The sequence below is a fragment of the Streptomyces sp. UF-297 genome (assembly GCF_058245575.1).
The window spans coordinates 1-12,910 of sequence record NZ_JBSIBZ010000151.1 but is presented as its reverse complement, the minus strand read 5'-3'; the positions used below and the strand labels follow the sequence as shown (position 1 = coordinate 12,910).

Annotated in this window: 9 protein-coding genes; 3 read left to right on the top strand and 6 right to left on the bottom strand. The window is 73.0% G+C overall.

Annotated features, from left to right (window positions below; all coding sequences use genetic code 11):
• Positions 1 to 236 precede the first annotated feature (236 nt).
• Positions 237 to 1,709: a DUF2079 domain-containing protein gene (locus AC4IJH_RS42055; RefSeq protein ID WP_490857320.1), complete on the top strand. Its 1,473-nt coding sequence runs from the start codon at positions 237 to 239 to the stop codon at positions 1,707 to 1,709.
• On the top strand, positions 1,706 to 2,239 hold the full coding sequence (gene cpt, locus AC4IJH_RS42050; protein ID WP_490857319.1) for a chloramphenicol phosphotransferase CPT: 534 nt from the start codon (positions 1,706 to 1,708) through the stop codon (positions 2,237 to 2,239). The genes AC4IJH_RS42055 and cpt overlap by 4 nt, the downstream gene beginning before the upstream one ends.
• 24 nt (positions 2,240 to 2,263) lie before the next feature.
• On the opposite strand, the gene AC4IJH_RS42045 is transcribed toward cpt, so the two are convergent.
• The 3 genes from AC4IJH_RS42045 to mfd all read right to left on the bottom strand — a co-directional run bounded on the left by AC4IJH_RS42045 (position 2,264) and on the right by mfd (position 7,425).
• On the bottom strand, positions 2,264 to 2,737 hold the full coding sequence (locus AC4IJH_RS42045; RefSeq protein ID WP_490857318.1) for a hypothetical protein: 474 nt from the start codon (positions 2,735 to 2,737) through the stop codon (positions 2,264 to 2,266).
• 189 nt (positions 2,738 to 2,926) lie between these two features.
• Positions 2,927 to 3,754, bottom strand: coding sequence for an LLM class F420-dependent oxidoreductase (locus AC4IJH_RS42040; RefSeq protein ID WP_490857317.1), 828 nt, complete (start codon positions 3,752 to 3,754; stop codon positions 2,927 to 2,929).
• A 140-nt stretch (positions 3,755 to 3,894) separates the two neighbouring features.
• Entirely contained in the window at positions 3,895 to 7,425 is a 3,531-nt protein-coding gene (mfd, locus tag AC4IJH_RS42035; RefSeq protein ID WP_490857316.1) for a transcription-repair coupling factor, read from the bottom strand.
• Positions 7,426 to 7,613: 188 nt separating this feature from the next.
• On the opposite strand from mfd, the gene AC4IJH_RS42030 reads away from it, so the two are divergent.
• Positions 7,614 to 9,269, top strand: coding sequence for an MFS transporter (locus tag AC4IJH_RS42030; RefSeq protein WP_490857315.1), 1,656 nt, complete (start codon positions 7,614 to 7,616; stop codon positions 9,267 to 9,269).
• A gap of 95 nt (positions 9,270 to 9,364) precedes the next feature.
• Here AC4IJH_RS42030 and AC4IJH_RS42025 read toward each other — a convergent pair whose 3' ends face one another.
• From AC4IJH_RS42025 to AC4IJH_RS42015, 3 genes are all read right to left on the bottom strand, one after another.
• Complete coding sequence (locus tag AC4IJH_RS42025; RefSeq protein WP_490857314.1) at positions 9,365 to 10,390, bottom strand: cellulose-binding protein; 1,026 nt, start codon at positions 10,388 to 10,390, stop codon at positions 9,365 to 9,367.
• A gap of 111 nt (positions 10,391 to 10,501) precedes the next feature.
• Positions 10,502 to 11,461: an LCP family protein gene (locus tag AC4IJH_RS42020; protein ID WP_490857321.1), complete on the bottom strand. Its 960-nt coding sequence runs from the start codon at positions 11,459 to 11,461 to the stop codon at positions 10,502 to 10,504.
• A gap of 198 nt (positions 11,462 to 11,659) precedes the next feature.
• The coding region (locus AC4IJH_RS42015) for an SUKH-4 family immunity protein (protein ID WP_490857313.1) at positions 11,660 to 12,910 on the bottom strand (1,251 nt) is incomplete at its 5' end.

Below are 12,910 nucleotides of genomic sequence, written 5' to 3'. Positions count from 1 at the left end.
GGCGGGGGGGCGCCGGCCCGCCCGGGAACGGCGGCGCGCGCCCCGGCGTCTGAACCGGTACGGGCTCCTGCACCGGTACGGGCTCGCGCGGCACGGCGCGCGGCAGGCGCGGCCCGGACCGAGCGGCCGCAGACAGGCGGCCCGTACCGGGGCGGACATCCCCTCCAATAGCTGGCGGAAACCGTTCTGTTCGACGGCCTCAAGTATCTTTTCGGAAGTTGACAGTGAGGATCCCCATGGACACGGCCGCAGCAACGGCGGCGAGCGGCGGGACGAGGCAGGGCGCCGAGGCCGCGTCCGCCCCCCGGCGCCTCAGCGCGCGGGCCGCCGCGCTGCGCGCCCCCCGACTCGACCCGTACTGGACGGCCGCCGTCCTCTTCCTCCTCTTCGCCGCGGTGTCCATCTGCCGCCACCGCTTCATGGCGAACGCCTCCTGGGACCTGGGGATCTTCGAGCAGGCCGTACGCGCCTACGCGCATCTGCGCGCCCCCGTGGCCGACCTGAAGGGCCCGGGCACCAACATCCTGGGCGACCACTTCAGCCCGGTCCTGATCGTGCTCACCCCCTTCTACCGGCTCTTCCCCTCCCCCGTGACCCTGCTGACCGCGCAGGCCGCCCTGTTCGCGGTGTCCGCCGTCCCCGTCACCCGCGCCGCCGCGCACTTCCTGGGCCGCGGCCGGGGCCTGGCCATCGGTGTCGCCTACGGCCTGTCCTGGGGAGTGCAGAAGGCCGTCGACTTCGACTTCCACGAGATCGCCTTCGCCGTACCGCTCATCGCCTTCTCCCTGGAGGCGGTGGTGCGCGGGCGCTGGAGGACGGCGGTGCTCTGGGCGCTGCCGCTGGTCCTGGTCAAGGAGGACCTGGGGGTGACCGCCGCCGCCATCGGCGCGGTGATCCTGGTCCGCGCCCGCCGGGCCGTGCCCTCGGCCGTCGCGCTGATCGCCTTCGGGCTGACCGCCACCGCCGTCACCCTGGGCGTGGTCATCCCCGCCTTCAACGGCTCGGGCTCCTACGACTACTGGAACAAGCTCAGCGGCGACGGCGGCCCGGCCCCCGTCATCCCCGCCGACACCGCCGTACGCACCCTGCTGTGGCTGCTGCTGCCCACCACCGGGCTCCTCGCGCTGCGCTCCCCGCTCCTCCTGGCCGCGCTGCCCACCATCGGCTGGCGTTTCGTCTCCCACGAGGAGCACTACTGGGGCATCGACTGGCACTACAACGCCGTGCTGATGCCCGTCCTCTTCCTCGCGCTGACCGACGCCCTGTGCCGCGCCCGCCTCTCGGCGCGGCCCTGGCTGCGGACGTACGCCCACCACCTGCCCGCCGCCGTACTGGCCGCCGCTCTGGCGCTGACCACGACGCTGCCGCTGGCCCGCCTCACCGAGGCCGCCACCTACCGCAAACCGCCCTCGGTCACGGCCGCCGAGGAGCTGCTGGCGCGCATCCCCGACGGCGCCACCGTCGAGGCCGACGTCAAACCCATAAGCCGGCTGACCAGCCGCGCCCGGGTGCTGTGGATCGGCGACACCCGCGGCATCGCCCCCGACTACATCGCGGTGGAGCTGCGCGACGGCCGTACGTCCGAGCAGGCACAGACCGACGCCGAGCGGCGGCACCCCCAGTCCGGCTACACCGTCCTGGGCGCCTCGGGCCCGCTGGTCGTCATGAAGAGGACAACGCCGCCCGGCGCCCCTACCGTGGCCCGATGACCACCGATGTGATCGTCCTCAACGGCGGCTCCAGCTCCGGCACTTCCACGCTGGCCCGCGCGCTGCAAGACCTGCTGCCCCGGCCCTGGCTGACGCTGGGCGTGGACACCCTCGTCGACGCGATGCCGCCCGGCCTGCTGGAGGACCCCGCGGGCCTGGACCTCGCGCCCGACGGCACCGTCACCGCAGGCCCCGGCTTCCAGGCGCTGGAGGAGAGCTGGGCCCGCGGCGTGGCGGCCATCGCCAGGGCCGGCACCGGTGTCGTGGTGGACGAGGTCTTCGTCGGCGGCGCCGCCTCCCAGCAGCGCTGGCGCACCGCGCTGGAGGGCCTGCGGGTCCTGTGGGTCGGCGTGCACTGCTCCCCCGAGGCCGCCACCGCCCGCGAGCGCGAACGCCCCGACCGCACCCCCGGCATGGCCGCCGCCCAGGCCCGCCTCGTCCACCGGGGCGTCACCTACGACCTGGAAGTCGACACCACCGACACCTCGCCGGAGGCCTGCGCCCGCATCGTCGCGGCCCACGTGTCCTGAGCCCGCACCCACAGGTGCGGGCGCTCACGTCCAGTGCGGACGGCCGCTCTGCATCTGGCAGGTCAGCACCGACCCGTGCGCGTCCCGCGTGGTCAGCCCGAGGTGGATCTTCTTGCAGAACTGGCCGCGCTGGTAGTGGTTTCCGGACGGCGCCAGGATGACGCCTCCGGTGGAGCCGCCGCCACCGGAGGCGCGCCGGGTCGGCTCGGCGGCCCTGGGGGTAGCTGCCGGGGGGCGGACCGTGTTCTTCGGGGGCGGGGGCGGGGTGGGTACGGCAGTCGGCGTGGCCGCGGCGGGCGACGGGCTCGGCGAGGTGCTGGGGGATGCGCTGGGCGACGTACTGGGCGACGCCGACGCCGACGCCGATGCCGATGACGAAGGCGTCCCGGACGGGGAGGAGGCGCCGTCGGCCTCCGGCGTGCACCCGGTGAGGGCGAGCAGCGCCGCGGTCAGTAAGGCGGCGGCAGAGCGGGAGGCACGGCGTCGGGTGCGTATCACTGCGGGAGTCCTGTCCAGGAAAGGTGCCGGGGAACGGCGAACGGAGTACGGGGCGCCGGACCTCCCGGCACCCCGCGCGACCTTAAATCGCCCGCCCCCGCCCGTCACCGGCCAAAGGTCCCGAACCGGACATGAAGCGCGCCATCACACCCCATGACGCCCCGTCACCTCCCTTGCGGAATAAGGCATTCAGTCGGCTGTCAGGCTCTGGTACGCATCCAGGCTGCGCAGCGATTCGTCCCGCCCCGCCCGCCGCAGATTCAGCACGGCCCGGTCCACCCCGAGGTCCGCCAGGCGGGCCAGCACCCCGGCGTCCGGCTCCACCGCGACGACCGTGACCTGCGCCGGGGGCCGTCCGGCCGCCTCCGTGGCGGCCCGCAGGAACGTCAGGTCGGCGGCCAGCGCGTCCAGGTCGAAGCCCGGCCCGTACAGCGGCAGCCAGCCCTGTGCGTACTGCGCCACCCGCTCCAGGGTGCGCCGCCCCGAGCCGCCCAGCAGCACCGGCGGGTGCGGGCGCTGGACGGGCTTGGGCTCGGACAGCAGCGGGTCGAAGTCGACGTGCTCGCCGTGGAATTCGGCCTTGTCCTGGGTCCAGATCTCCCGGATGGCCAGGACCCGTTCGCGCAGCACGGCGTACCGGTCCGCCGGGTCGGTGCCGTGGTTGCGCAGCTCGCCGTGCAGGTGACCGGCCGCGACGCCGACGATCAGCCGCCCCTTGGAGAAGGCGTCCAGGGTGGCGGTCTCCTTGGCCGTGATGATCGGGTCCCGCTGGGGCAGCAGCAGTACGGAAGTGCCCAGCCGCAGGCGCTCGGTGACGGCCGCGACGAAGGAGAGCGTGACGATCGGCGAGGGCACCCGCGGATAGTGGGGGACCATGGACTCGGGGCGGATCGCGTCCACGTCACCCACCGGAACGTGGGTGTGCTCGCCGACGAACAGCGACTCGAAGCCGCGCTCCTCCAGCGCCCTGGCCAGCTCGGTGACCTCGATGCCCGCGCCGACCGCCAACGTGCTCACACCGACGTGCATACGATCCCGCCCTCCACCCGCCGATGCCCCTCGCGCCGGTCGCCACTTGCGTACAAGAGGCGGGTGCGAGGGGATATTCCGACGGGTCCGGCGGGCGGCGCGGGCCTGCGGCCCGAGGAGATCTGCGCCTACGCCCCCAGGATGGTGGTCAGGAACTCCCCGACCCACGCCAGCAGTTCGCGGCCGACCAGCGGCTTGCCGCCGATCTTCCCGGTGGCCGGGCGCGGCACCAGCACCTGGTGGGTGGCCGGCTTGAGGACCGTACGCGGGTACAGGCGCTTGAGGCGCAGCTCCTGGGACTCGCGCAGCTCCACCGGGCCGAAGCGGACGTTGGAGCCCTGCAGGGTGATGTCGGTGACGCCGCAGGCGCGGGCCAGCATCCGCAGCCCGGCGACCAGCAGCAGATTCTCCACCGGCTCGGGCAGCTTGCCGTAGCGGTCGGTGAGCTCCTCGCGGACGGCCTTGATGTCCTCCTCCGTATTGGCGGAGGCGATGGCGCGGTAGGCCTGCAGACGCAGCCGCTCGCCGGGCGCGTAGTCGTGCGGGACATGCGCGTCGACCGGCAGCTCGATCTTGACCTCCAGCGGCGGCTCCTCCTCCACGCCGCCCTCCAGGGACGCCCGGTAGTCCGCCACGGCCTCGCCCACCATCCGTACGTACAGGTCGAAGCCGACGCCCGCGATATGGCCGGACTGCTCGCCGCCCAGCAGGTTGCCCGCGCCGCGGATTTCGAGGTCCTTCATGGCGACGTACATGCCCGCGCCCATCTCCGTGTGCTGGGCGATGGTGGCCAGGCGCTCGTGGGCGGTCTCGGTCAGCGGCTTCTCCGGCGGGTACAGGAAGTAGGCGTAGCCGCGCTCGCGGCCGCGTCCCACCCGGCCGCGCAGCTGGTGGAGCTGGGAGAGGCCGAAGTTGTCGCCGCGCTCGACGATCAGGGTGTTGGCGTTGGAGATGTCGATGCCGGACTCGACGATCGTGGTGGAGACCAGGACGTCGAACTTCTTCTCCCAGAAGTCGACGACGACCTGCTCCAGCTGCGACTCGCCCATCTGTCCGTGGGCGGTCTGGATGCGCGCCTCGGGGACGATCTCGCGCAGCCGGGCGGCGGCCCGGTCGATGGACTCCACCCGGTTGTGGATGTAGAAGACCTGGCCCTCGCGCAGCAGTTCACGGCGGATGGCCGCGCCGATCTGCTTCTGCTCGTAGGGCCCGACGAAGGTCAGGACCGGGTGGCGCTCCTCGGGCGGGGTGGTGATCGTGGACATCTCGCGGATGCCGGTGACCGCCATTTCGAGCGTACGGGGGATGGGCGTGGCCGACATCGTCAGCACATCCACATTGGCCCGCAGCTTCTTCAGCTGCTCCTTGTGCTCGACGCCGAAGCGCTGCTCCTCGTCGACGATGACCAGGCCCAGGTCCTTGAACTTGGTCTCGGAGGAGAACAGCCGGTGGGTGCCGATGACGATGTCCACCGAGCCGTCCTTCAGGCCCTCCAGGACGGCCTTGGCCTCGGTGTCGGTCTGGAAGCGGGAGAGCGCCTTGACGACGACGGGGAACTGTCCGTACCGCTCGCTGAAGGTCCCGAAGTGCTGCTGTACGAGCAGGGTCGTGGGCACGAGGACGGCGACCTGCTTGCCGTCCTGGACGGCCTTGAAGGCGGCGCGCACCGCGATCTCGGTCTTGCCGTAGCCGACGTCGCCGCAGATCAGGCGGTCCATGGGGACCGACTTCTCCATGTCCTCCTTGACCTCGGCGATGGTGGTGAGCTGGTCGGGCGTCTCGGCGTAGGGGAAGGCGTCCTCCAGCTCGCGCTGCCAGGGGGTGTCCGGTCCGAAGGTGTGGCCGGGCGCCGCCATGCGCGCCGAGTAGAGCTTGATCAGGTCGGCGGCGATCTCCTTGACGGCCTTCTTGGCGCGCGCCTTGGTCTTGGTCCAGTCGGCGCCGCCCAGGCGGTGCAGGGTGGGGGCCTCGCCGCCGACGTACTTGGTGACCTGCTCCAGCTGGTCGGTGGGGATGTAGAGGCGGTCGCCCGGCTGGCCGCGCTTGGCGGGCGCGTACTCCACGAGGAGGTACTCGCGGGTGGCGCCCTGGACCGTGCGCTGCACCATCTCGATGTAGCGGCCCACGCCGTGCTGTTCGTGGACGATGTAGTCGCCCGCCTCCAGGGTGAGCGGATCGATGGTCTTGCGGCGGCGGGCGGGCATCCGGACGCCGTCCTTGCCCGCGGCCTTCTGGCCCGAGAGGTCGGTCTCGGTGAGCACGGCGAGCTTGAGGGCGGGGTCGACGAAGCCGTTGTCGATGGAGCCGCAGGCGACATGCACCAACGAGGGCGAGATCTCACCGAGTTCGGCGTCCAGGCGGGCCGCGATGCCCTCGCCGCCGAGCACCTCGACCGTACGGGCCGCGGGGCCGTGGCCCTCGGTGACGTACACCGTGCGCCAGCCCTCGGCGATCCACTGCTTGGTGTCGGCCAGCGCCCGCTGGGTGTCGCCGCGGTAGGACTCCGGGGCGTGCATCCCCAACTTGAGGGTGTCGTCGTCGAGTTCCTCATCTGCCGCGAACGGCGAGACCGACCACCACATCATGCCCAGCTCGCGCGCCCGGTCCCGGACGTCCGCGATGCCCCACAGCGAGGCCGCGCCCACGTCGATGGGCGCCTCGCCGCCGCCGGCGCTCGCGGCCCAGGACGCCTGGAGGAACTCCTGGCTGGTGGCCACCAGGTCGGCGGCCCGGGTGCGTACCCGCTCGGGGTCGCAGACCATGGCCATGCTCCCGGCGGGGAGCACGTCCAGCAGCAGTTCCATGTCGTCGACGAGGACCGGAGCGAGGGATTCCATGCCCTCGACGGCGATCCCCTCGGCGATCTTGCCCAGCAGCTCGCCGAGTTCGGGGTGGAGCTCGGCCAGCGCGGCGGCCCGCTCGCGTACGTCCTCGGTCAGCAGCAGCTCGCGGCAGGGCGGCGCCCACAGGCCGTGCTCGGCGACCTCCAGGGAGCGCTGGTCGGCGACCTTGAAGTAACGGATCTCCTCGACGTCGTCGCCCCAGAACTCGATCCGCAGCGGGTGCTCCTCGGTCGGCGGGAAGACATCCAGGATGCCGCCGCGGACCGCGAACTCACCGCGCTTCTCGACCAGTTCGACCCGGGCGTACGCGGCCGCCGCCAGCCCGTCCACGATCTCGCCCAGATCGGCGCTCTGCCCGCTGCGCAGGCTGACGGGCTCCAGGTCCCCCAGGCCCTTGACCTGCGGCTGGAGTACGGAGCGCACGGGCGCGACCACGACGGAGACGGGGCCGGCGGTCGGGTCGTCCTTGAGCGGGTGCGCCAGGCGGCGCAGCACCGCCAGGCGCCGCCCGACCGTGTCCGAGCGCGGCGAGAGGCGCTCGTGGGGCAGCGTCTCCCAGGAGGGGTACTCCACCACGCCGTCGGGCGGGAGCAGGGAGCGCAGCGCGGCGGCCAGGTCCTCGGCCTCCCGGCCGGTCGCGGTCACCGCCAGCACCGGCCGCTTCGCCTCGCGCGCGAGCGCGGCCACCGCGAACGGGCGGGCGGCCGCCGGGCCGACCAGGTCCACATGCGGGCGGTTCCCGTCGGCCGCGGCTTTGACGGCTTCGGCCAGCGCGGCATCCCGTACGACGGCGTCCAGCAGACCAGTCAGGCTCATGAGATAAGGCTTCCGTCCCGAGGAGGCGAACAACGCGAACAGCCCGACACGAGGACGGGCCGGGGTTCTCCAGCCTAAAGCCCCCCACTGACACTCACCTCCCACTCCCGAAGACGCCCCCCGCCGCCCATCTGACGTTGTGTCCCACCATCCGGGCATCGCCGTTCCCGAGCCCGCCCCCGCGTGGAATGGTGTCCTGTACACACAACGCTGGAGGGGGCGCGGTGAGCAGCACCGGCAGGTACACGCACAGGGGCCACGAAGACGCCGCGCCGGGCCCCGCCGCCGCGCCCGCCGCCCGGCGCGGCCCCGTCGTCGCCGCGCTGATGCTCGGGATGGCGCTGGCCGCGCTGGACTCCACGGTCATCGCCACCGCCGTCCCGCAGATCGTCGGCGACCTCGGCGGCTTCGCGGTCTTCTCCTGGCTCTTCTCCGGCTATCTGCTCGCCGTCACCGTCACCCTGCCCGTGTACGGCAAGCTCTCCGACACCTTCGGCCGCAAGCCCGTCCTGGTCACCGGCATCCTGCTCTTCCTCGCCGGGTCGCTGCTGTGCGCGGGCGCCTGGGACATGGCCTCCCTGATCGCCTTCCGCGTCCTGCAGGGCCTGGGCGGCGGCGCCTTGCAGGGCACCATCCAGACCATCGCCGCCGACCTGTACCCGATGAAGGAACGCCCCAAGATCCAGGCCAGGATCTCCACGGTCTGGGCCGTCTCGGCGGTGGCCGGGCCCGCGCTGGGCGGGCTGATCGCCACCTACGCGGACTGGCGCTGGATCTTCCTGCTCAACCTGCCGGTGGGCGCGGTGGCCCTGTGGCTGGTGATCCGGCACTTCTTCGAGGACCCCGGAACCCGCATACCCGCCGCCGCCACCGCCAGGCGCCCGCGCGTGGACTGGCCCGGCGCGCTGGCCATCTTCGCCTGCGGCGGCCTGCTGCTGACCGCCCTCGTCCAGGGCGGCGTCGCCTGGCCCTGGCTCTCCGTACCCTCGCTGCTCCTGCTGGGCGCCAGCGCGCTGTGCGCGGCGGCCACCGTCCTGATCGAGCGCCGGGCCGCCGAGCCGATCATCCCCGGCTGGGTCTGGCGGCGCCATACGATCCTGGCCGTCAACCTGGCCCTCGGCGCGCTGGGCCTGCTCATGGTGGCCCCCACCGTCTTCCTGCCCACCTACGCCCAGTCGGTGCTGGGCCTGGGCCCGACGGCCGCCGGTTTCGTGCTCTCGGTCATGACGCTGAGCTGGCCGGTCTCCGCCGCCCTGAGCAGCCGCGTCTACCAGCGCATCGGCATCCGCAACTGCGCCGTACTGGGCATCGGCACCGCCGCCCTGATCCTGTGCGCCTTCCCCCTGCTGCCCTACCCGGGCGCCGCCTGGCAGCCCGCCCTGATCATGCTGGCGCTCGGCGCGGCCCTCGGCCTCTTCCAGCTCCCGCTGATCATCGGCGTGCAGTCCTCCGTCGGCTACGCCGAGCGCGGCACCGCCACCGCCTCGATCCTCTTCTGCCGCCAGGTCGGCCAGTCCGTCGGCGCGGCCCTGTTCGGCGCCATCGCCAACGCCACGCTCGCCGGGCGCCTGGCCGCCGCCCCCACCGACATCCGCCCCGGCCTGCCGGGCAACCTGGAGGCCGTCTCCCACGCCCTGGCCCGGCCCGGCGCCCTGACCGACCGCGCCGCCGACTACCTGCGCCGCGCCGTCGACACCGCCGTCGACCACGTCCACCTCGGCGCGGCAGCCGCCGCGGCACTGGCCCTCGTCCTCCTCATCACCCTGGCCCCACGCCGCTTCCCCGTGCACAAGGACGTGGAAACGACCCCGGAAACCACACGATCCCCCGGCCCCACTCCGTAACTGGCGGAGCGGGGCCGAAGGCACTCAGGAGCGGGACCGCGTCGATATGCGGCTGGTCGCGCGGACGCGACCGGCCCCCACCGACCCGCAGGTGATCACCCCTGCTGCTGCACCCGCGGCAACCGGTTCTCCAGCGTGTCCTCGTTGTCGGGATCGACAGGCCGCTTGGCGGGCGCCGGCGAGGACGGCCGCGGCTCGGGAGCCGACTGCTCGGGCTCGGGCTGCGGCTCCGCCTCCTCCTCGACCGGGTCCTTGCCCGTGAGCGCAGCCAGCGTGTTGCGTACGTGCGTCATGTGCGAGCGGACCTCTTCACGCCGCTCCTGGTGCTCGCGCAGCGTGCGCTCCGTGGCGCGCTCGATGCGCTCCGCCTCGACGCGGGCCTGGGCGATCAGGGCCGCGGCGCGGGCCTCGGCGTTCTCCTGGCCGTGCCGGGCCGCCTCTTCCGTACGCGCGTAGAAGCGCTGGATCTCGGCGACCTTGGACTCGCCCAGCTCCTCCAGTTCGGCGACGCGCTTGTCCAGCTCGGCCTCCTGGGCGGCGATCTCGCGCCCGGCGGCCTCCCACTGCTCGGCCTGGCTCTTGTCCTGGTCCTGGAGCATCGCGGCCGTACGGCGGCGCATCTCCTCCAGGGCCTCGGCCGCCTCCTGGCGCCACTGCTCGGCATCCTTGCGGGCCTCGGCCAGCAGCCGGTCGCGCTGTGCCCCGGCCTCCTGCACCAGGCGCTCGGCGCGGGCCTCGGTGTCCTCGCGCAGCTCGCGGGCCCTGTTGTCCGCCGCGCTGCGGATCTCCCGGGAGTACGCCTCGGCCGCCTCCTGCGCCTCCTCGGCCGCCTGCTCCGCCTCGGCGCGCAGCTTGGCCGCCTCGGACTCCGCCGTCGTCAGGATCAGCCGCGCCTGGTCCCCCAGGGACTCGTACGTCTGCGGCGGCATCTGCTCTATGTAGCGGTGCAGCTCCTCCAGCTCGGCCGTCATCTCATTGGCCAGGACCGTGAGCCGCGCGGCGCGCTCCCAGCAGGAGTCGCGGTCCGCGGAAAGACCCTCGACCCGGCGGTCGACGTCCTCCGGCCGGTAGCCGCGTCCTCGTACGACCTCGAACCCATGAGGCGAAACCGATGCACTCATCCCTAAGCCCCTCTCCGATGTGCAACGCAGTCCGTCCGGCGCACATCTTTCTGGATCGGCCCGAAGTGCTCATACCGCGACACTCCGCCACGCTCCATGCTCAAGGATGCGTCAATTGTTGTCAGAAGTCGGAATCGGTACGTCATCGCGGAGCGCCTGGAAGAGCTGTCGGGCCCGTCGTTCGTCCCACAGCAGCACATCACCCAGACCCCCCATGTTCACACCCGGATTCGCGACCGGAACCGTGGTCGTGGTCCCCGAGCCGTCGGCGATCTCCTTCATCGACCGGCCCAGCCGCACCAGATCCCACATCCCTGCGCCATTGTCCACGGTGAGCGCACAAAGCGCGGCATCCAGGACGCGCACCAGCTTGACCGGGTTGAGAATCACCGCAGCGCTCAGCATCTCGTTCGCGACCGCAGCGATCAACTGCCTTTGCCGGGCCACCCGGCCCAGATCGCCCTCCGGGTCGCTGTAGCGGGCCCGTACGTACGCCAGCGCCTGTGTGCCGTTCATCTCCTGGCACCCCGCCGCGAAGTCCGCCCCCGACTTCTCGTCCTTCATCGGCTTCTTCACACAGATCTCCACCCCGCCCAGCGCGTCCACGACCTGCACGAACCCCAGGAAGTCGACCTCGGCGTAGTGGTCCAGGCGCAGCCCGGTGGCCTGCTCCACGGTCCGTGCCAGCAGCTGCGGACCGCCCGCCGCGTACGCCGAATTGATCTTGTTCTTGCCGTGGCCGGGAACGGTCACATAGCTGTCGCGGGGCAGGCTGACCAGATCCGGTCCGCTGTCCCCGTAGTGCAGCAGCATGACCGTGTCGGTGTTCAGGCCCTCGTCGTTGCCGACGTGCAGATCCCGGCGCTGCTCGGGGGTGAGCGAGGCCCGGCTGTCCGAGCCCACCAGCAGCCAGTTCGTGCCCCTGCCGGGCGACGGGCGGCCCGGGTAGTCGGCCAGCGCGTCCACGTGCCGTACCTGCTTGCCCGCCCACACGTACAGCGCGGTCCCGCCCGCCGCCGCGAGCACCACCAGCACCAGGACGAACAGCAGGAACCGCTTGGGCCAGGACATCCGGCGCCGGCGGCGCGGGCGCCTGCGCCGCCGGGCGCGGTAGAGCGCCGTGGAGCTCTCAAGGGGCGGCCGCCCTGACGGCGGCCGAGGCGGCTGGCCCATATACGCATGATCAAGGCGGTGTGCCCGCCCCGCACGCCACCGAGGGCCGTACGGAATGCCGTACGGAATGCCGTACGGCCCTCGGTGTGGGCGCTGCTACAGCAGCCCGTCCCACATCTGTTCCAGCAGCACCGACCACCAGGTCTCCGGCGAGCCCAGCGCCGGCGGGTCCAGCGCCACCAGCTGCGCCTGGAAGTCCACGGTCCAGCGGCCCGCCTGCTCGGGCGTCAGCCCGTACCGCAGCCGCCACATCCGCCCCAGCATCGCCAGGCAGCGCACGAACTCCGGCAGCCCCGAGTTCACGAACTGCGGTGCCACCGGCTGGGATCCGGCCTCCAGGGGTACGGCCACGATGTTCGCGGTCCCGTACTGCACGCACAGCTGGCGCCCGAAGTCGTTGCCCATGACCAGGTACGAGCCCGCGTCGGCGGTCGGCTGCACGCCCCGCTCCGCGGCCAGCTCCGCCAGCGTCGGCACCGGGCGGCCCGGCTGGGCCTGCGCCCAGAAGAACGGACCGAAGTCCACCGGCAGCCCCGACCACACCAGCGTCTGCGCCACCACGTCGGGCACGCCGTGCCGGGAGACCGCCCGCTGGTCGAAACGGAAGATCCCCTGCGGGCCGAAGGACTGCTCCAGCTCCTGCCCGACGGCCTGCGGCGGGACCGGAGGCACCGGCTGCACCTGCGAGGGGTGCGGCAGCGGGGCCCGTACCGGCGCGGGCCGCGCGGGGCCGTCCGCGACCTGGTGCAACTCGCCCTGGTGCTCGACCAGATGACGTACGCCCTGCTGCCGCGAGGCGTGGTCCCTGCCGTACGCGGCCGTGTGGCTGATGCGCACCTGCGGCCAGGTCTCCCGGATCATCCGGGCGCAGTAGCCGCCCGGCAGATCGCAGGACTCCAGCTCGGTGTGCAGCTCCACGACCTGCTGCGGCGGGATGTTCATGCCGCGCAGCTCGTGCAGCAGCTGCCACTCCGGGTGCGGCGTGCCCGGCGCGGAACGCCGCAGCAGCTTCTGCTCCGAGCCGTCGGGCGCGCGGTAGCTCAGCACGGCCATGTAGCCCGGGCCGACGGTCGGCTGACCGCCCGGCGCCTGCGGATAGCCGTACGCGCCCTGGGGGCGGGCTCCGGGCGGAGCGGCGGCCGGGGCACCGGGGGGCGGGGGCATGCCGGGGGCACCCGGGCCACCGGGGCCGCCCGGACCGGGCAGGCTCGCGCCGTCGGCGAGCATCGTCGCGGCGGCGTGCACCCCGCCACCGGGGCCGGAAGGCGCGCCGGGGGGCGGCGGGGGCGGACCCACGGGGCCGGACGCCGGGGCGCCCGAAGTGCCGGGGGCGCCAGGGGTGTTGGC